Source organism: Bacteroides sp. HMSC067B03, from assembly GCF_001811315.1.
Lineage (GTDB): Bacteria > Bacteroidota > Bacteroidia > Bacteroidales > Bacteroidaceae > Bacteroides > Bacteroides faecis.
In genome coordinates this window covers 1-19,290 of record NZ_KV804435.1, presented here as the reverse complement: position 1 = coordinate 19,290, position 19,290 = coordinate 1, and the positions used below count along the sequence as shown (strand labels likewise).

General features: G+C 40.3%; 17 protein-coding genes and 3 pseudogenes. 5 read left to right on the top strand and 15 right to left on the bottom strand.

Annotated features, from left to right (window positions below):
* Positions 1–442 precede the first annotated feature (442 nt).
* The 4 genes from HMPREF2794_RS21525 to HMPREF2794_RS21510 all read left to right on the top strand — a co-directional run bounded on the left by HMPREF2794_RS21525 (position 443) and on the right by HMPREF2794_RS21510 (position 4,093).
* The gene (locus HMPREF2794_RS21525) at positions 443–1,027 is read left to right on the top strand and encodes a metallophosphoesterase (RefSeq protein WP_032496686.1); all 585 of its coding nucleotides are present in this window, start codon (positions 443–445) and stop codon (positions 1,025–1,027) included.
* A 1-nt stretch (position 1,028) separates the two neighbouring features.
* Positions 1,029–1,805: a metallophosphoesterase gene (locus HMPREF2794_RS21520; RefSeq protein WP_070752651.1), complete on the top strand. Its 777-nt coding sequence runs from the start codon at positions 1,029–1,031 to the stop codon at positions 1,803–1,805.
* Between the two features lie 3 nt (positions 1,806–1,808).
* Positions 1,809–3,149 (top strand): hypothetical protein, encoded by a 1,341-nt coding sequence (locus HMPREF2794_RS21515; RefSeq protein ID WP_070752649.1) that lies wholly within the window; start codon positions 1,809–1,811, stop codon positions 3,147–3,149.
* Positions 3,150–3,262: 113 nt separating this feature from the next.
* The gene (locus HMPREF2794_RS21510; protein ID WP_070752647.1) at positions 3,263–4,093 is read left to right on the top strand and encodes a hypothetical protein; all 831 of its coding nucleotides are present in this window, start codon (positions 3,263–3,265) and stop codon (positions 4,091–4,093) included.
* Positions 4,094–4,558: 465 nt separating this feature from the next.
* Here the strand turns inward: HMPREF2794_RS21510 and HMPREF2794_RS21505 are convergent, their stop codons facing one another.
* The 5 genes and pseudogenes from HMPREF2794_RS21505 to HMPREF2794_RS29690 all read right to left on the bottom strand — a co-directional run bounded on the left by HMPREF2794_RS21505 (position 4,559) and on the right by HMPREF2794_RS29690 (position 11,348).
* Complete coding sequence (locus tag HMPREF2794_RS21505; protein ID WP_070752645.1) at positions 4,559–5,713, bottom strand: Wadjet anti-phage system protein JetD domain-containing protein; 1,155 nt, start codon at positions 5,711–5,713, stop codon at positions 4,559–4,561.
* Positions 5,710–9,105 carry an ATP-binding protein gene (locus HMPREF2794_RS21500; protein ID WP_070752643.1) on the bottom strand — a complete coding sequence of 1,132 codons (3,396 nt, stop codon included), beginning with the start codon at positions 9,103–9,105 and terminating at the stop codon, positions 5,710–5,712. Before HMPREF2794_RS21500 ends, HMPREF2794_RS21505 begins: the two co-directional genes overlap by 4 nt.
* Positions 9,080–9,664 carry a DUF4194 domain-containing protein gene (locus HMPREF2794_RS21495; protein ID WP_007855929.1) on the bottom strand — a complete coding sequence of 195 codons (585 nt, stop codon included), beginning with the start codon at positions 9,662–9,664 and terminating at the stop codon, positions 9,080–9,082. The genes HMPREF2794_RS21500 and HMPREF2794_RS21495 overlap by 26 nt, the downstream gene beginning before the upstream one ends.
* Positions 9,661–11,115 (bottom strand): DUF3375 domain-containing protein, encoded by a 1,455-nt coding sequence (locus HMPREF2794_RS21490; protein ID WP_070752641.1) that lies wholly within the window; start codon positions 11,113–11,115, stop codon positions 9,661–9,663. Before HMPREF2794_RS21490 ends, HMPREF2794_RS21495 begins: the two co-directional genes overlap by 4 nt.
* 24 nt (positions 11,116–11,139) lie before the next feature.
* Positions 11,140–11,348 (bottom strand): annotated as a pseudogene (locus tag HMPREF2794_RS29690) (helix-turn-helix domain-containing protein).
* A gap of 506 nt (positions 11,349–11,854) precedes the next feature.
* Between HMPREF2794_RS29690 and HMPREF2794_RS28595 the strand changes: the two are divergent.
* Positions 11,855–11,992, top strand: a pseudogene (locus HMPREF2794_RS28595) (IS4 family transposase); the annotation flags it as partial.
* 61 nt (positions 11,993–12,053) lie between these two features.
* On the opposite strand, the gene HMPREF2794_RS21485 reads toward HMPREF2794_RS28595, so the two are convergent.
* The 10 genes and pseudogenes from HMPREF2794_RS21485 to HMPREF2794_RS21445 form a co-directional block, all read right to left on the bottom strand.
* Positions 12,054–12,890: a hypothetical protein gene (locus HMPREF2794_RS21485; RefSeq protein ID WP_070752639.1), complete on the bottom strand. Its 837-nt coding sequence runs from the start codon at positions 12,888–12,890 to the stop codon at positions 12,054–12,056.
* 39 nt (positions 12,891–12,929) lie between these two features.
* Positions 12,930–13,508 (bottom strand): RloB family protein, encoded by a 579-nt coding sequence (locus HMPREF2794_RS21480; protein ID WP_070752636.1) that lies wholly within the window; start codon positions 13,506–13,508, stop codon positions 12,930–12,932.
* Positions 13,509–13,520: 12 nt separating this feature from the next.
* Positions 13,521–14,729 carry an AAA family ATPase gene (locus tag HMPREF2794_RS21475; RefSeq protein WP_070752634.1) on the bottom strand — a complete coding sequence of 403 codons (1,209 nt, stop codon included), beginning with the start codon at positions 14,727–14,729 and terminating at the stop codon, positions 13,521–13,523.
* Between the two features lie 581 nt (positions 14,730–15,310).
* Positions 15,311–15,397 (bottom strand): annotated as a pseudogene (locus tag HMPREF2794_RS30010) (metallophosphatase); the annotation flags it as partial.
* A gap of 593 nt (positions 15,398–15,990) precedes the next feature.
* Entirely contained in the window at positions 15,991–16,320 is a 330-nt protein-coding gene (locus HMPREF2794_RS29685; protein ID WP_240053019.1) for a hypothetical protein, read from the bottom strand.
* A gap of 325 nt (positions 16,321–16,645) precedes the next feature.
* On the bottom strand, positions 16,646–17,008 hold the full coding sequence (locus HMPREF2794_RS21460) for a hypothetical protein (protein WP_240053018.1): 363 nt from the start codon (positions 17,006–17,008) through the stop codon (positions 16,646–16,648).
* Between the two features lie 113 nt (positions 17,009–17,121).
* The gene (locus HMPREF2794_RS21455) at positions 17,122–17,574 is read right to left on the bottom strand and encodes an ATP-binding protein (protein ID WP_070752630.1); all 453 of its coding nucleotides are present in this window, start codon (positions 17,572–17,574) and stop codon (positions 17,122–17,124) included.
* Between the two features lie 96 nt (positions 17,575–17,670).
* Positions 17,671–17,910: a hypothetical protein gene (locus HMPREF2794_RS21450; protein WP_065849679.1), complete on the bottom strand. Its 240-nt coding sequence runs from the start codon at positions 17,908–17,910 to the stop codon at positions 17,671–17,673.
* A gap of 28 nt (positions 17,911–17,938) precedes the next feature.
* On the bottom strand, positions 17,939–18,097 hold the full coding sequence (locus tag HMPREF2794_RS29085; protein WP_153880814.1) for a hypothetical protein: 159 nt from the start codon (positions 18,095–18,097) through the stop codon (positions 17,939–17,941).
* Positions 18,098–18,468: 371 nt separating this feature from the next.
* Positions 18,469–18,786, bottom strand: a complete 318-nt coding sequence (locus HMPREF2794_RS21445) for a hypothetical protein (protein ID WP_070752628.1) — start codon at positions 18,784–18,786, stop codon at positions 18,469–18,471.
* Positions 18,787–19,290 lie beyond the last annotated feature (504 nt).

Sequence of the window (19,290 nt, the reverse complement as noted above, 5' to 3'; positions counted from 1 at the left end):
TTTTATAGGGTAATTTAAAGAATTCACTGAAAAATATTTGGAGTATTGCGAAATTATTCTGTATATTTGCGCCTCTTTTGAAAATTTACAATGCAACAAAATAGAATGAACATATTATCCCAAACGACAATTCGAGGCAACAAATGCTTCGAAGTTCAGTCGTATGTTCTTCATGTTTGGAGCATTGAAACGCCAGAGAATATCATAAATACTTTCCAACGAACAGATATAGGAGATAAGATGCGATAGATGCTCGTATCTTGATCTTAAAATAAACAACAGAATAGTTGGAGAGTCCTTACCGAACTTTCCAACTATTTTGTTTTATGCCCATTGGTGACTGTTTGCTCCGTGCAATTCCTCTCTCGTCATTTCCGTACAATGAGCACAAGAACAACCAATTTTAATTAACCGCACAGCAATGTGCACAAAAGAGAGCAAAATGAATTACAAGTTTGACGGAAGCAAGGTGTATTTTACATCGGACACGCACTTTTATCATTCGAATATCATTGACTTTTGCAAGAGGCCATTTAAGAATGTAGAAGATATGAATGAAACGCTGATCGAAAATTGGAACCGGGTAGTTGGTCAAGATGATATAGTGTTTCATCTGGGGGATTTTTGCCTGGGAGGATCCCATGAATGGACCAAGATTCTTAACAGACTGAATGGAAAAATCTATCTCATTCTCGGTAATCATGATCTAAAAAATATCAGGCAAGGGTACGCCAGCAGGTTTGAATTGACAAGCATGCAAATGCACATAGAGGTCGACAAGCAGAAAATCTACCTGAACCACTATCCGTTCCTCTGCTATGGAGGTGCTTACAGGAATATGTGGCAACTGTTCGGGCATGTGCATACGAGCAAGAATAATACGGGAAAAGACGCTTCACGGCTGGATATGCTCTTTCCGACGCAATATGATGTGGGAGTGGATAATAATGACTTTACTCCGGTCTCATTTGAGCTGGTAAAGAGGATAATCCAAAAACAGGTTGAACAAGCAAATAAAAATAAGTAATATGAGAATACAATATATGAGCGATCTGCATTTTGAGTTCAGGGAGAACAGCAGGTACATAAAACAAAACAGATTTCCGGTAACGGGCGATATACTTGTATTGGCCGGAGACATTTTCTATCTGAAAGACAGAGTGGCTCCTTTGGGGAATTTCTGGAAATGGGCATCTAAAAACTATAGGCAGGTTCTTATTGTTCCCGGGAACCATGAATATTACAATTATTGCGATGTGATGGAACGGGGATTACAATGGCGATGGATGTTCAAAGAGAATGTCGGTTATTATCAAAATCAAGTATTGAGAATAGACGATACCGATTTCATAATGAGCACATTTTGGTCGCATATCGAACCGGCAGACGAATATTTCGTTTGGAAAGGACTTAACGATTTCCGTCAGACCATGTACAAAGGGAAACTGCTCCAAACGGAAGCATATAATCAGATGCATGACTTCTGTTTAGGGCATATCAAAAAAAGTCTTGCCGAAAGTACGGCAGAACACATAGTGGTCGTGACTCACCACCTGCCTACTTTGCAGGTTGTTGCTCCTCAGCATAAAGGTTCCGTATTGAACAGTGCCTTTGCCAGTGAATACGGAGACCTGATCGCTAACAGCCGGATCAATGCTTGGATTTACGGACATTCGCATACCAATATCGATGCGGAAATCGGGAGTACAAAAGTGATTTGCAACCAGATGGGATATACATTTGAAAACGAGCATGTAATCAATGGATTTGATCCGGGGAAATTTTTAACGATTGAAAACGAATGAGATATGGAACGACATAAGAAGACAATCTTTACCAGGCATCTTTTCATAGACTTGGCAAAAGAATGCGGATTGAATGCTGCGATATTCGAACAGCTCGGAAGCGGGCGCGATACAGAAATCGTGGTTGATAACGATACATTGAAGATGTTAGTTAAACTTCAGGAGCAATTTGCTCAACTGGAAGAGATGGGTGACAATGAATACAGAGGATTTTATATCGAATTGCCCCGCCCTACTCAGGAAGAATGGGGAGATTGCGAAGCGTCGATTGCAGACGGAGAATATGAGAGCACGGAAGAATACCTCCGGGATTGGGAATTGTCAAATCCCAGAGAAACGGTATGGTATCATGTCAGCTCCGCCAGGTACAGAGAAAATCGCACCATACAATTCACGGATAGGAAACACTCGTATTTTACTATTGCGAATTATTCTCGATATATAAACCGAGTAGGTAACAATTTTCCCAATGAATGGCAAAGGGATTTCTTGGCAAAGTTGACCTTATATTTTCATAAGCTAATCGATACTATCATACAAGATCCGGAGGAGTTCAATGATTATGTAGCGAATCATCTTCCTTACCAGCAGCGAGACGGGAAAATTGCGAGAAAGGAGTTCAACAGAATAGAACCGAGATTTAAAATTGAGGTCGAAGACGAGACGACGGCAATAAAAGCACTGGAGGATTCCGTCTGCAAGAATTTCGGGCGGCCGTTAGATACAATGACGATACGTTCGTATTGCAAATATTATCGGATCGCTCATGAAGCCTATGGCCGGTATTTTGAAAGGTTTGATACTACACGAAAGATACGTACCCTCCCGAATGAAGTGCCATTGGAATTACAGGATGTCGCATATTACAACATGGTTAAATTCTGTGATTTGCAGGATAAATACGCTCTCGACAGTGAGACGGATTTCAACAAATTCGCCTCGGACCATTATGGGGAACTGGGATTGTTGCGGTTGAATATACTCGCATCGGATTTTGACAGCCCCGGATGGAGAATCATTGTTTCCAACAGCTACTCGGCGTATGTGGATGTTGCGGTAGAAGTCGCCACTGCACTATACAAGTCTGGCGCTCCTTTGGAAATACACGACGCTGCCAAACTTTTACGAATACTCAAGGAGAAGGATCATGTGAAATTGATTCCGTACACATTTCACGACTACATGGGCCATCATGAAGAAGGAACCGTTTATCAACTTCCATGGGAATACGAATGTATGGATAGCGAGGAGAATGTTTTATCATTGAAACAATACCATGACATTATCTCTCTGGCAGAATGGGATGAAATAGAAAAAGTAAACATTGACAAAAACGGGATATAATCCCATAATTATTAGCAACATATTTGGCAGACAATGATACTCTGCCCAATATGTTATAATTAACTATATAATTAAAAACAAGAGGAATTAATTAAAAAGAAGCGTGTAAAAGAATGAAACTTGACTCAAATTTTATAGCATTCTGCAAGCAGAGCATCGCATTGGAACAACGAATGGCGAAACAGGCGGGAAAACGGTTGAATGAAGCGATGCGCAACAATATCCAAGATATTAATGTATTGGATCGGATTGCAGACCAGCTACTTGACACTATGTCAGGGCTATCAGGTGCGGGAGAACGAACTTATATGAAATATATCAAATACTTGGGAACGTTTAACCCTCAAGCTGCAAAAGAAACAAAAGATGCCTATGAAGATATCATGGGATATAAGATACATGTAGCATACGCAGCGGCACGATTGGCCAAAGAATTGCACAAAGGACAGGTAGATCAAGCAGGTAAAGATTACTTTGAAGAACATTTATCGACTGTCGGACGAAACGGTTTCGACTGGAAAGAAAAAACCGTGGGATTTCTGTTTAATGTAGCTGAAGATACAGGTCATACCGTAAAAGAGATCATTAGAAAACTGAAAGCGATACTGGATGACTGGGAGAAGAACAAGGAAAAACATGACTGGATTTATGAATTTGAAGATATCGTAGGATCCTTTCCGAACGAAAAATACCACAAATTAACAAAGCAAGAATGGGACGAGATTGAAGAAGCTCTCGATCTAATGGACTTCCGCACAACTACCAATCGTGAAACATATATCGAGCGTTTCCGCGGACATCGTTTGGCCATCAAAGTCAAATTGAATGACCTCCAGTACAATATGGATATTACCCGCATTCTACACCATACAGACAAAGACTTAGCGAGGATGGAAAGACATAAGAAAGAATATTATCTGTTATTAAAGATGCTGGCAGATTGAAGTTTTAAGACAATCAAAATTTAACTCAACTTAGTGGCATGAACCTACAAGAACGAAAGATGTAAGGTTTAACCGAGATGATGGAAATCATATATCTATCATGCCACATATGGTAAATCAAAGAAAAATGAGAAAAGATTACTTCTAAACGACTCAGAAGACTTGTAAAAACGCAAGTTTGACATATTATGTACATCTATTTTGGAAGTAACTAAGCCTTTGAATGGTAAGCTGTAATAGTCAAGACTTGTTCAGAAAGATGGCCTTTCACTTCAACGTTTCGCTTACTGCAATCAATCTCGCCAAGGGCACTTGCAAAAGAATGAAAATCAAATATTCGGTTTCTTCATGCAAGTCGGTAACACACAATGCCAATATGCTTGAACGGCGTGTTCGCCATTCAAGCAGACACGACATTAATTGACAAAATTTTCAAAGAACTACTTTCATTTACCGCAGAACCACTTAGACTTGGCTAATTTTTAACGAACTATTGAATATATTTTCAATACATTTTTGCGGAATTTTCTCTTGCTCTAGACGTAGGTTGTGAGACTTGATATGATTATACAGTGTGGCTTCCACAGGGGTAAGATGGAGAGGCTTTGATACATTGCTTGGAGTGCCTTTGTCGCCTTCAAAATAGGTGTCAAAGGTAGCGCGATCCATCAGAAGGCTTTGCGTCTGGGGAAAATAACTGCGGAACTGCGAGAGAATTTCAAAGCCCTGTACATCAATGTCGCCCCAATAGTATAGGGAAGCGTGCCGCATGAATGGAACAGACTTGAGGATGCCAACGGTGAATCCATGCCCCCAAATCAGCAGACTTCCTGCCAACTTGGGAAAAGTCAGGAAGTTGACTTTATTCTCCACCACAAACACCTTCTGCACAGGCAACGATAACGCACAGAACTGACTCTGAGGCATCGTCAGATCGTCTACACCAGAAAAGTATTCACTCGCAATCGATGCTTCCAACACACGAATGCGCACCCATGGCTCATCGTATCGCAATCCAAAGCGCTTTTCGAACTCCTTCTCATCCGAACAGACATGCTCTACAATGACAATATCCAGCAACTCACGAAGCACTCCCTTATTGCGCTCAATGAACTTGGTGTGCACCTCAATAGGCAATTCACGAATGTACAACTCAGGACAAGGATTCGCCACAAAATAGCGCAAAACTTTCAACAAATCAGGCCAAGAGGAAGCATTCTCGATCACCTTAAGTGGATAGCGTTCCACCCATGGACGAAGCTGCGGAAACTCATTAAACAACATCGCCACATCCTTGCGAAACTGTGACACTTCACCACCCTTCAGCAAGAAGCGCTCAACGTCCGATGCACTCCTGAACAACACACGCTCAGGCAGATCCTGTTCGCCCAATGCTTTCGTTTTCACTGTTTTCCACTCAATCGTGTAACCAAAGCCCTTCACCTCTTTCGATTGCGAACGGATGTCCGTCAGTTCGTGCTGATACTCATCCATCGATGCGCTCGCTTTCTTATCGCAAGGAATCACAATTGGTTCAAACTCAGAGCCAGCGACCACTGAACGCAAATAATCCACATACTTGCGTTCTGTCTTCTTACGTATTTCTGCTGCCGTTATCATACCTCCATACTCCTTTCACGTTCTGCCTTAAACTCACTGATAGGCATATTATAGAGTACAGAACGGTCGCCCTTGCGCTCCACATAATGCACATACGAAATATCGTTCTCCACGATGTGGATGTTGTCACTCGGAGTCACCACGAGCAACTGCAGGTGGAGCTGTTTGCAGAGCGAAATCAGATAGCGAGCCTTGTCCTCGTCCTGTGCGCGAAAAGCCTCATCTATGGCAATGAAGCGGAACGAAGAGTCGAGTCCGTTCTTAGTCAAGCCAAACTGATAAGCGATAGCTGACCCCAGGATGGTATATGTCAATTGCGCCTTCTCGCCACCTGACAGCTGTCCCATAGCCTCGTAGGTGTTACGCTTCTGATCATCGTCTTGATAAAACTCCTCCGCCTTATATGTGTACCATCCACGCACATCCATCACCAACTTTCGCCATGATTCGTCTTGTAAACGAGACACCAGCGGTTCGATATGCTGTTCAAAATGAATCCTGCTGCCATCGATTGTCGAATTCATCTCATGGATGTTCGGGATTGCACTGCTCAGAAGGTCTTGGAACTCCTTCAAATCCACGTTCAATCGTTTGGCTGCGACCAACTGGATATACGTCTTTGGAGCATCCTTGAAATCGATGCCCACAAGATACGAATTCAATTGGTCGATGGTCTTGGTGATAGACTGGCGCCAGCTCTGGAAGAACATATTGAATGCACTGACCTTGTTGATGATATTCTCCTGTAAATACTTGTTGAAGCGCGATTCAAACCCAGGCAGATCTTCGTCCAGCAATCGTTGGTAATAGGTCTGATATTCGCCCACAAACTCCACGGTTTCGGGCAAACGGTTCACGTCCGAACGCCAATCGCGATACTTCGCGGTAATTTCCTCAGTGGGATTCTTGAAGCGATAAATCAGGTTCTTCAAATCGCCACTCTTGCTACCCTTCGTCTCACGTTGTTTCCGCAAAGCGGAATTGATGTCACTCTGTAACGTGTCACGCATTTTGTCCAAACCCACCAATGCCACATTCAGTAAATCTGTGTGTTGCGACTCAAAAGCATCGGTATCAACAACGCCTATTTGAGCCAAAGCCAAAGCACAATCATTGCTCTGTTTCTTGAGTATATTCTCACGATTTTCCAATAATGCTTTGTTACCGATAGCTTCATTAAACTTCTCCTCAAGTGCACCAAGTTCCTTTCTCACCCTCTCCAATTGCCCCTGCAACATCTTCACCTTATCATTGGTCTCCTCCAGTTGTCGCTTCTGTTCTTCCTTTTGCTGAATGACGAGTGCACACGACCACCAGTCGATATCATCAAATTTATCGTATTTATCAAACAGCTTCGAGTAGGTTTCTCGCTTCTCCTGAACATTCTTTGTATCTGCCTCTATACGACGGACTTTGGTTGCCACCTCCTTTTCATCCTGCTGCAACTGGCGTACTTCCGCCTGTAGCATGGCAATCTTCTCCTTATTGTCCCAGCCCAACACATAGTGTTCCTTGCCTCGTGTCTCTGGTCGGTCGTCTTTCTCATGCTTACCACCTCTCGCTTTTATCAGTCCCTCTTTCGTTACTGCTTTCTCTTGCAGATAGTTGAAGTCCGCAAGCGAATCAACACAACTATAGTTGAACTCAGCAAATAACCTATCCTCAAGCCAATCCAAATACAAGCACTTTGACTTGTATTCAACCTTACGGAGCAACGAATCCACCTTCAATGTCCTATCCTCAAACTCACGAAGAGGCTCTGTGCCCTCGTATCGCTGATACACGATGCGTCCTCGCAGATTATGACCATTCACATACTCATTCACCTGCTTGTAATACTTCTCTGGCACCACCAATCTCAAGGCAAAATTGTGCAGAATACGCTCGATGGCATACTCCCAATCGCACTCAATATCCTTCACACGTATCAGTTCACCGATGAATGGAATCTCTTCGGCGGTTGCACCAACAGCCTCCAGTATCTCATCACGAATCTCAGCCACACGACCAGAGATATTGTTCTTATGCTGCTGCAGATAGCGTATAGTATCCACTCGCTCTGATATCGTGCAGTTGATTTCATCCTGACGGTTTTGTGCCTGACGCTTCTCTTCCATGAGTTGCCTGTCAATCTTTACCTGCAGAGCATCTTTCTCGTGTTTGGCAGTCGCACGATTGGCATCGAATACCTCTGCATCAGGACTTTGTGTCAGCTCCACCGTCTTTGCCAGCTTATCGTATTCTTCGGCTTTGGCCTTGCGGTTATCACGCATCTTCACCTTCTGATTGATTTCCTTCTCAATCTCACGTATCTGCTGACCCACCTCGTCCTTCTCAATAGCCACCGACAAGCGCGTCTGCTCTTGTTCCAGCTCACTCTTCTTCACCTTTAACGCCTTCAACTCATCTTCCAGTTTTCTCAAGTTGCTCTTGCAGTGCGCCAACTCCTCGTTGCACAAATCCACCGTTCGCGCAGCAAACCAATAGGCCACCACACTCTTCTCCTGCTCCAATTCAGCTATGCGCGTGTCTATCGCCATCAGTTCCTTTGCCAATGTATTGATAGGTTCCAGTTGGGCAATCTGCTCCTTCACCTTATCGATATTGGTTTTCGCCTCCATCAGATTTTGGAAGTTGTCCTTTAGTTCCTGGTACTTTTCCTCAGCCGGCACTTCCTCGAGCATATTCGTACGGATGAAACTGTCTAGATCGTCCAACACTTTCACGCCCACTATCTGATTGAAGAGTGTAAGCGCCTTGTCCGAACGCATTCCGAAGAGGGCTATCATCTTCTCGCCATACGCAACCGGGCCGTCAAAAAACTCTATCTTGCGTCTTGTGTCATTCGTATTGTATTTCTTCGTCAGTCGCTTGCGCCAGTCGCCATGCAGGTCAAACTCCGAAAAGTCGCGCTTTATAGTCAGCGGTTCGCGAGCTATACCAAACAACACCTTCAGTTCCTCGCCAGTGTAGTAGCGCACCTGAAACAGCGTCACCACACGTTTGTCCACATTGCAGAACGATGCAAGAAGTACCGAACGTGCTCCTTTGTCTCGCAATCTAAGCGTGGTAGTGCTCGCTGCACCCTCCTGCTGCTGATTGCCATAGTTGCCAAAGAAGTACGACTCCTCTGTACGGTTGCCCTTCTTCTCCACACCCGATGATTGGTTGTAGAATCGTTGGCGTTTCAGTGGCACTAGCAGCGTGAGCAGAGCATCTACCAGCGTACTCTTGCCCGATGCGTTGGCACCGGTCAGCAGCGAGTTATTGCCCTGCGTATTCATGCAGTACACCTTTTGGTCGAATGTACCCCAGTTCCACACTTCCAAATAGTCAAGCTTGAAGCCTGCCACTTCCGGACTGGTATTAAAGAGATTCATCTGCTGCATCATAGTCGTTCAGTTTGTTTTTGAATTCCAATAGATCGTCCAGTGTCACCTTCTCCTTGATGATGCGATGTATTTTATAGCGTTTCTCGCCCTCAGCATGCTTTGCTTCCACAAGGAAACCAAAGCTGACGATGCTGTCGATATAGCGGTCAAGGTCTTTCTCAAACTTGGCACGATTGAAGGTGGTGGGCAGGAACAGTTCCGCCTCTTCCTTTATTTCAGTGGCGGTTACATACTTATACGAAGCCTGCGACTCTGTTGGATTGCTGTCGAAGTCTTCGAGTATCTGCCTCAACACGATGAGTATCACCGACACCTCAAAACCATACAACCTTCTCGACGTCATGTTCAACGTTTTGTCATCGTCCAATTTCAGTTGCTTGACAAAGGCAAAACCCTCATCCTTTTTCACGATGAGTTCCAGCCCCATCACGCTGATATAGTCCAGTATCTCGCTCTGGTAGTCGAGTACATCATTCCACACTACATCGTCTTTCTCTACGATGCCTTTCAGAAGTTTCACCACAGCCCTGCTGTATGGTTGTATATTTGTTGCGTTCATCGTGTTATTATGATTTCGGGAATTGATATCGTTTTGTTTTCTGCAAAAACAATATATTGCTGGCGCTCTTCGTTTACCACAGTCTTATATTCCTTCAGCACGCCAATGTATCCAAACACTTCCGACAGACCTTTCTCCACACCCTCGTTCCGTTCTATCACCTCTGCTAGTGTCGTCTGCTGTCTGTCGTACAGCACCTTGTTAATGCGGTCTCTCAGCACCAGACGATCGATGTGATACGGATTGTAGAGTTTGCCTATGCGCTCCAAGTCGTCCAGATTCAGTTCAGCCATATCAGGCTTATCCTTATACACAGTCTCTTTTATAGGAGCCAGAGTCAGAGGGCGCTCGACTGGCAGATTGATATCGATAGTTTCATATTCAAGCGAAGCTTCTGGTTTCCCTTTCTGTTTGGTGGCTTCGATGAGCAGTTTCTTTATATCATTAATCACCTGCTTTGTCACCTCTGCATTCATCTGTCCGTTCTGGCGAATGATGCGACTCAGTTTCTCGCTCATGCGATCGTTGGTTTTCGCCACCTTCTCGCCTGCGTCAAACAGATGCTTTTTCATTTCCCTGAGAAACATGTCATGCGCATCAATGCCTCTATTCTCCAGTGTTTCATAGAGTGCACCAGTCAACTCGTCCCATTCTTTCTGCAGATCGGCCGAGAGCAGAAATTCCCAGAATGCATAGAAACTCTTGCCTTGTTGCGATTGTTTCAGTTCGCCATACGCATCAAAGATGTAGTTCAGCAATACTTTCTTCTCCGCATTGTCTGTCTGGCGCTCATATATCTCTTTGATAATCCCCTTGAAGTTGTCATCCACCTCCTTGAAATCGCTAAGCAGCTCCTTAGCCAGTTTATTCAAGCTATTGTATCGTGGTTCTATCTGGTAGTCCTCATACACCTCGACCTCTTCGCCCATCTCCAGTCGCTGAATCTGATGCTCTATCTCCATTTTTTTGGCTCGGAGCAGTTCCAGTCGCTTCTCGCAGTCCTCGTTCGAGTATTCCACCAATTCCTTCAGTTGGGCAAACAGCGTCTTGAACTTCGATTCCGTACCGATGTAATCCTCTTTTTTCAAGCTCACCACCCAATCCATCAGTTTGCTTGTGTGCGACGAAATCTCGTATATCACCTCTCCCCCTTCGTTCTGATAGTTGGTCAAGAATCCCTTGTCTGTCCAGTCTTTGATGAGTCGTTTTGCTTTCTGTTCGTTCGACTCCCCTAGTCTTGTCATTTCAAGATTATCCTCCACCAACGCATTTTCCTGCTCATCCAGTCGATTCTCCAGTAGCATGTGCAAGCGTTCCTGCATTATAGCCGACTGTCCCTCAAACGCCTCAATGACAAAAGACAAGAAGAAATCCACACTTCTTGATTTTATGAGTCGTACGCTTGGTGACTCTCGTAATATTTGTGTTATTTCTTCTACTTGCATATCCATCAGTATATTTCTTATATGTTATTGTCACATCTTTGAAGGATAAACGAGCACCTCTTCTTCCCCTACTTCTAGCACCTTTGCTATCTGAAATAGAGTCTCGAGGCTGGATTATGCTGCATTCGTGCACCATTTTAATACTGTAGCAGGATCTAAGGTAATTGTTCTACAAGCCACTTGTTTGTGCGCTTCTTCTCTGCCAACATTCCTTTGATGCGATTTATGTCCTTATCCATGACTATGCATTACATATTATTTAGGGCAAAATATTAGGTGACTATATACTATCTTACAGCAAAATCCTCTATACACGATTATACGATTTATAGAAGGTTTATATTTTCTATATCCTACCGCTTAACAAGGATTCACACTTTAAGGCAATATATAGTTACCATATTTTATATGTTTCTCAATTGTGTGGCAAAATTACAAAATATTACTGAAAAACGATAAGTTCAGTGATAAAAAGAAAAGATCATGCGCTAAATTCTATGACTTCATTCTTCAGCCTTCTCTATTTACAAGCTTTATTTATTATGTGTTTAACAGCAAGCCTTCCTCAACTACCGAAAAATCTGTATAGACATATTTGATTAGGAGGAAACGCCAGCATTAGGAAAACTTCTTCATAAACCTTACCACTTCCGATATCGTACAAAAGTCAAACTTACCGGTTCTTATCATATAGGATTGCAGAAATATAAATATAGCGTGCCTTATTTAGTATGTAGACTAGTAAAGTACATACGAAGTACTACAAATATTGAATATCTCATTGACAGATAAAACTCATCTGAGAGACCTCTTTGATAAAACTAAATTTCAAAATGACAAAGAACGATTCGGACCAAATAGGCCAAGTTCATTTAAATTTTAATTCGGACCAATTTTAATGGGACACTAGTGATCCTAAAACTTAAAACATATATACCAAACCCTTATTTTTCTAATTTAAATTGAGCCTCTTTCTCTTTAATAAGCAATAAAGAAATATCAAATAAGACCTTTATAGTACTATTTAATTCAAGCGAAAAATCTTTAATCGAAGTGGTCATCTTATCAACATCATCATAGTATGAAATAATTTTTTTATCTAATCGTTCCAGTTCCATGTTAACATCCTTAATCTCTTGCAGAAATAACTTTCTCTTTTCTATATCTACCGCTTGTTTACTTAATTCCAATAAGATATTTTTTCGATGCATATTATTCTCTTTTATTTGAATATCATATCTGTTTTGATTAACACGTTCTATAAAAGAGAGTTCTTGATCCAATAAATCCGATAGTCCAATACGTGCTTTAATCCAGCATTCTTCATAAGTCTTTTCTAAATTTGTTTTCTGGCGTTGTACATCAACTTCAAACACATATCTATACTGCAAATCTGGTGCATAGATTCGACCTTTCATTTGACATATTTCTGATTTAGATAATGATATATTCTGATGGTCAAGACCAACAGTAATTCCCATAACATCTACTATATTAAGTAAAGCCAAATTATTTTTTAGACAGTTATTATAATCATCCAACTTTTTAATATTTTGTTGACGAATTAACAGTTTTTCTTGTTGTAGAATAGCTTTCTCACTATTTCTATTACTATAAATAATAGCAAGATAACCTACTACAACAGCAAAAATTCCACTACTATAACTTCCCCAAAAATTTAACCACGAGTCATTTGAAAGATTTGTTTTAATAACATTACCATATGCCAACAACGTATTAATGATAAATGCAATAGCAATTCCACTAATTATGATTCCCAAAACAACATATAAATCTTTTTTTTCATCAATTCATATTTATTACAACGATTCACTAACTTTTTTAATCGCCTTATAAATCTCACTATAAGAATCTCTACCTTTATATTTTTCGGCCAGTTCACATGCTTTATCCATTTTTGAGCCTGCAAGTATTTCTTTAACCCATTTATCCTTCTCAAGGTATTTCCGAGTTTTATCATATGTTGGCAGATATTGCTTTAATGCTCTTTCTGTTGCTGCTGAATCTTGGAAATGTCGACATGTATCTTCAAAATGTAGTAAAAACCAATATTCTATTGACTGTAAGCTATCACAAAGAATCACATTAGCATTATTTTCATATTTCTTTTTGAGCGATACCATTTTTTTATTCTCTGCATCAGAACGCCTGCTAACATCAGCATCAAAAACACATATTACAAAGACATCTTCATCCAGAAGTTCCTTTATTTTCTTTTCTATTTTCTCAATACTATTGTTTTCAAATAAACGAGGAGAAATAGAGTATCTATAACCAAGTATTTTTTTCAAATGACTGAAATAGAATAACTCAGTCAAACCCTCACCGACGATATGAATAATCTGTCTGGTCGCTGTATTTTTTCTTGCTTTTCTCATAAAAATACACGATTATAGATTAGGAACTGCACCGAATTTACCGAACTTATATGCCTTTTGGAAAGAACTGATCCTATTCAATCCCTTGAAGTCTGTCAGAGGATACAGTACACTTGAACCATCCAGATTCTTTTCAGTAAACCAAACATTATCTTTTCTAAGCAAATCTTCCTCTCCTAACAGTCCATCATAATGCGTTGTGAGCAACAACTGTGCCTGTTCTGATTCTTTTAGAAAACGTTCAATGATGTATTCTATCAATTTTGGATGAAGAGAAGATTCAATCTCGTCAACTGCGAGAAAAGCATCTTTTTCAAGAATCTTTTGTACTTGAGCAGCCAAGCCAAATGTACGAATAGTGCCGTCCGATTCAAACAGTTCCAAGAACTCATAATAATCATTGTTACCATAATCAGATGAAACTTTATGCTGATACATAGTATAATTAATCGGCCCCTTATGCGTTTCCTGTTCTTTGGAAGTAATATTTGAAATATTAAAATCTGCTTCCTGCAGATATCTCAAAATATAATCTTTTGCTGACTCATTCTTGATTGATTCTTCGGCATAACGACTTAAAGATGATGCAGGTACAATAGCCGGCATAACCTGATTGGTTAGATACTGAAGAACCGTCTCTAGTTCTACAATATGTGTATTCACCTGCATATAGGCAGCAAAAACTGACATATTATGCAAACACTTCAATGTTATTTCCTCTTTGACAGCTTGCGACATCTTGATTTTCTGTCCAAATTTAATAACAGATACGTTATTCTCAGTATTTCTTTCAAATATAGTAGCAGGCTGTTGACTTGGATAATAAATTAAACTTTCCTTTGCTACGTGCCATCTATCTAAAGCTACTGAGTAGACATAACAAACAGCTTTCCCCTCATTCTTCAAATAGAACGAAATCGAATATTCAGATAACTGCTTTGAACTTGTTTTATTCAGGAGAAACGGGACTACTTGAATTTGTTCTGCCTTATTAAGTGGAGTATAAGTAATGAATGACTTGATAAAATCACAAACCTTAATAATATTACTCTTACCCGAAGCATTTGCTCCATAAATAACAGCCACTTTCAATAGTCTCACACCGCCACCCAATTCAACAACATGATATGATTCCATATCCTTACTTCTATCAGCTTCAAAACTTAATATAGCCTCGTCTCTAAATGAGAACATGTTCTTAAATCTAATTTCTGCTATCATACAATTTGTTTTTCCACAAATATATAACTAAATATCCATATCCACAAATAAGATTAATCTATTTGCATCATTTCTACAAATATCGCAAACTAATACCTATTCTATTATTTTTTTATAACCTTAGGCAATATCAATCATTTAAAAATCTTGGATCACAACAAGGAAAAGGTAAGTATACCTACAGAAGAAACCATGAAGATAACTATCTATGTACAGAAGCAGAAATAAGACGTATGTTTGCTGATGCTAATCACCACAGAGATTCTAATGTAAGGTGGACACACCGTATCTATCTGGACAGAATGTGGGAAGCAAACCTCTATCATTTCTATATAAAAGTATATAATAGATTGATACAGGTTTTACCACATCCTATTATGATAAAAGATGGTATACAACAAGAAGAAACACCTGCTCATGATGCTATACGAGAAGCACTAATAAATTGTATAATTCGGCACTATAGAATATTTTGTGTAAATGGAAAATACGGGATTCAAATTATGAACCAATTTATGCTTATATTTGAAAACAGAATCCAGATATAAGAGAACTTACAAGTGAATCCTGTTTCCATTTACACAAAATTCCAGACAGTGTCTATTTCCGTGATAAAAGTGGGTATCAGATGTAAAGAACACCTTGCTGCCATCAAATTTATAATTTATTTCTTCTCAATTTATGTGCATCACTGCACGTTAATAATCAAGTTATCAATCACCCATCAAACGGAAATGACAGAGAAGTATCACAAAAGTAACTGCCATAAATGGGTATAAAACAAAATAGTTGAAAAGTTTACTAAAGACTCTCCAGCCATTCAGTCTCTATTCTAGATCAAAGTATAGTAAAATGTACTTTATTATGTTCGCTGGAAAGTATTTACAATACGAGATTCAATACCGGAGACATGAACATTCAACACACATTCCGAGCGTTTATTACCCTAAATTGTGGTGATTGATAGTATGCCCATCCAAATTCTCTGCATTGTTAGTTTTATGTTATTTCAAAATCAGTGCAAAATTAGTAAATAAACTCCACATACCGCATGACAGAACAAGAAACTGAGTCTATATGAATATAGATATTATATCAGTGAAGATATAATTTAGCAGGGTTCATTACTATAAACTATGTAACTCAAGAAGGATGTTCTTACTCTTCCTTTTCAAATTCTTCCGAAGCATTTGCTATCAACGCCTTTCCTATTTCCATCTGTATGAATTTAGGCAATCGAAACAATTTTGCCATAAGCTGGTTATAAGTGAACTCGACTTTGGTATACAGTATAGATTTCTTCTTTAATGTGCACATCGATTTTCTCAACAACCTCAGAGTCTTCCATAAAGTCAAAAAAGTCCGGTTCTTCAAACCAATTTATCATGTCATCCTCATTGATTCTAAGACGAATATAATCGCCACAACCATCTACCTCTGGAATTAAACTGTTAGGAACATAATCTGCAATTTTACATATTGTCTTTTTGTCTTTGTCAAGTAAGAAATAGGTCCCACTATCACATACCTTGGCTTGCAAATACAAACTGCCATATTCGGGCTTCGAATTCAGAAGTTTATGAGTTTTCAAATTGATTATTCCTGACTATACCCTTTAGAAACCAATGGATACTCGTTTTCATATAGTTCACCCACCCATGTATCAGTATAACTACACATTTCCTCATTGTATGGAAAGTAGATCATAAGGCTCCGCTTATCTAAATCTTTTGATTAGGAGTGCTAAAAAATCAAATCCCTGCGATAATCACCAAATTATTACAAGGATTTTTCATATTTTTCAGTCTATTGTCGGAAATCTTTGTGGACGTAAAATCGACTTTTGCGGCCCTAATCAAATAAGCTAATAAACAGACAGTTGAAATCTTACGGCCCTAAAATTGATTCTTGCGGCCCTAGACAATCGATGGAAAATCCGGTGCTTTTACACAACGGGTATATTTGCCTGCACCATCTTTCTGTATAATCCCTGCATTTTCCATCTTTGAAATCAAGCCTCTAATTTGTTTTTCGGACAACATGTCTTGAAATACCTTTTTGAGAAGAGAACGATTTATATAACCATTTTTATAAAAACAGTCTGAAACCAACTTAAGGTGAGTCATGCTCAAGCCCTTCAGTCTTTCAGCAAACTCATTCCGATATTCCTCGGACAAACGATAAGAGCCGTTTTCGTAAACGATAAGTTTTTCTTCCGATAATTTCCTTAAAGTCTTTTCTTCAAGTCCCTCATAATTCCTCATTGCTATTTTGTGCAAAGCCAGCAATTCAAAGACATTAAGTGCTCGGCGGCAGATCTATTGTCTTGTACCTTCCTGATGAAAATAACAAAAGCCGTATCAAGTATAGGAGCATTGAATGTGAGACTTACCTAATACGAGTCTGTTCCCGAATAGTCAGGCAGTGCTTTCCCTTCCATAATACAGTTGTAGAACATTTTTTCCACTCCTTGACCGGAACGCTCCACCAATCCTGTTTTCTGCAATACCTCGCTCATCAGTTTACTGCGCGGAACACTGTTCACTGTCAAAATGTTGTTCATATCCACTCCGGACGGAAAACCACCAGCATTGGTAATGGTTATACTATCGAGATATTGCTTGATGACGACATCGCTCTGAATCAACATTGAGCGGTGGCAGCAAACATTCAATATCGCCTCTCCGATTACCTCTTTGTTGAAAGATGGTATATCGAATATATAAGAGCCGTCATTGTAATACAGAAGCGGATTGCTGGCAGGCTGGTTGATGTAATCCCATACCTTGTCAATCGTTATGAATAACGGCAACAGAAATTCTTTGCAAGCGGTATATTGTATCATCGAGTGATACATCCTGAACTCTACAACGATATTGTTCTGAGGGAGATATTTCCGTATGGCTTCGGATTTCCCAAGCAGAATAAGTGCCGCATAATTCTATTTCCCGTCCTTCAACAAATCCAAATCAGACAGCACTTGTTCGTCGGGATAGTTTTGAAACAACGGATTTTCCTGCTTTCGCGCATATTGGGTTTTCATTTCCGCTATGGCCTCCTTATCCAAATCCTCTATAGTAAGCCCTTCGCATATCTTGGCTGAAAAATCCGGTTCCTGTTCAGACAATATCCTGAAAATATCGGCATCGGACATTGCCCGCAGGCTTTCCCCTGTACGCATAAGAGGTACTCCCTCAAATCTCAACAATCTACCTACGGGACGAGATGGAACAGATAGTACAAGCACACGCACCGTCTTCGTAAAGTTCGGTAGCTTCTATCCTTATTCCTAATCTTTCGTAGATTTCATCTGTGAGTTCTCCCACTTCTTTTTCTGCAAAATCCGAACCGACAACCGCATGGAGCATATACCATTCCTAATACCAATCGTCCACCCTTTTCATTCGCCAAGGCGACAATATACCCCAATACACACCGCCGCCTATCTTTCAGATCAACGTGTTTTCCTCCGGCAAACGGGTAATTATGCTTTGCCTCTTTAAATTCTATATGGTCTTCGCTTTCGCGTAGCTTCTGTAATTCTGCAATCGTAATCTCCAACAAGGTAAATCCAACCCCAAAAGATACAAATGGCTATTCCGATAGAAACGAAAATTGTGCAACACAATTTTATGTCAGTAACACATGGCAATGTAAAATAAAAGGGGAATCCGCACTAATAAAAAGGGATCTGCACGGAAGAGAACCCGACCAAAGCCGGCTCCCTACACTCCTACGCTTAATCCGTTACATCAAAGAAATAACTTAGCTCTTCATCTTTCAGATTCTCCATCGCATATTGGTCGGTCTGTTCCCAAAGGGTATTGTAGAGTTCCGCGAACTCCGGTCTTTTTTCGTGGTATTGCCATACCTTATGGTTAAGCACCAATACCAGTTCGGTTAGAAATTCGTAATCTTCTTTCCACTCTTTGAAAGCACGATTGAACGTGTACTGAATAGCCGAAAGGCCAAATCGCTCTGCTAGCGAAAAATCTTCCCAAAACGTTGTTTTTTTTACTTCGTTACCGTTTTCTTTCATAAATTCTCTGAATGTCATAATGCTTAAATTTTAAGATTGTTTTTTGTTTTTCCCTCTTGTAGCATCTACTACTTTCGGGCTTGATTTAATTATGTCGTCTCAAAAGGTGTCATGGCTCCTTATGCAAGGTTTCACGGCTAAATACGACCTCTGTGAAGCAGAAGGTGGAGATTTGGCTGTGAACCCAAGGCTATGACCTTGCAGACAAGAGAGACATGACAAGCACCTTTGCGACACAATTCACATCAGGTAGCCCGAAAGGGATATGCGGAATAATGGAGGAAGTAAGAAAAAGGCTAAAACAGGGAAAGGTAAAACCGAGGATATGCCGCCAAAGCACATAGCCCAAACAACGACTGGTGAAAAGAGACAGAACTGAAAGGACAAAGTAATGTCTCCTTTAACAATTTTGCTGGCCAAAAGAAAAATAGGTATGGCTTTGGGAGCTTATAAAAGCCGTTTAGTTTAGAACTTGAAGAGATATACAAAAAACAGACTAAACTTTATTATATTTGCAGTGTG

Excerpts from the sequence above, each read along its gene's own strand:
- HMPREF2794_RS29085 (WP_153880814.1), bottom strand. The coding sequence starts at position 18,097 with ATGCTCCATGCGGTTGTCGGTTCGGATTTTGCAGAAAAAGAAGTGGGA.
- HMPREF2794_RS21445 (WP_070752628.1), bottom strand. The coding sequence starts at position 18,786 with ATGACATTCAGAGAATTTATGAAAGAAAACGGTAACGAAGTAAAAAAA.
- HMPREF2794_RS21455 (WP_070752630.1), bottom strand. The coding sequence starts at position 17,574 with ATGATACAATATACCGCTTGCAAAGAATTTCTGTTGCCGTTATTCATA.
- HMPREF2794_RS21480 (WP_070752636.1), bottom strand. The coding sequence starts at position 13,508 with ATGAGAAAAGCAAGAAAAAATACAGCGACCAGACAGATTATTCATATC.
- HMPREF2794_RS21510 (WP_070752647.1), top strand. The coding sequence starts at position 3,263 with ATGAAACTTGACTCAAATTTTATAGCATTCTGCAAGCAGAGCATCGCA.
- HMPREF2794_RS21505 (WP_070752645.1), bottom strand. The coding sequence starts at position 5,713 with ATGATAACGGCAGCAGAAATACGTAAGAAGACAGAACGCAAGTATGTG.
- HMPREF2794_RS21520 (WP_070752651.1), top strand. The coding sequence starts at position 1,029 with ATGAGAATACAATATATGAGCGATCTGCATTTTGAGTTCAGGGAGAAC.
- HMPREF2794_RS21500 (WP_070752643.1), bottom strand. The coding sequence starts at position 9,105 with ATGATGCAGCAGATGAATCTCTTTAATACCAGTCCGGAAGTGGCAGGC.
- HMPREF2794_RS21490 (WP_070752641.1), bottom strand. The coding sequence starts at position 11,115 with ATGGATATGCAAGTAGAAGAAATAACACAAATATTACGAGAGTCACCA.
- HMPREF2794_RS21525 (WP_032496686.1), top strand. The coding sequence starts at position 443 with ATGAATTACAAGTTTGACGGAAGCAAGGTGTATTTTACATCGGACACG.
- HMPREF2794_RS21475 (WP_070752634.1), bottom strand. The coding sequence starts at position 14,729 with ATGATAGCAGAAATTAGATTTAAGAACATGTTCTCATTTAGAGACGAG.
- HMPREF2794_RS21515 (WP_070752649.1), top strand. The coding sequence starts at position 1,809 with ATGGAACGACATAAGAAGACAATCTTTACCAGGCATCTTTTCATAGAC.
- HMPREF2794_RS21450 (WP_065849679.1), bottom strand. The coding sequence starts at position 17,910 with ATGCGTACAGGGGAAAGCCTGCGGGCAATGTCCGATGCCGATATTTTC.
- HMPREF2794_RS21495 (WP_007855929.1), bottom strand. The coding sequence starts at position 9,664 with ATGAACGCAACAAATATACAACCATACAGCAGGGCTGTGGTGAAACTT.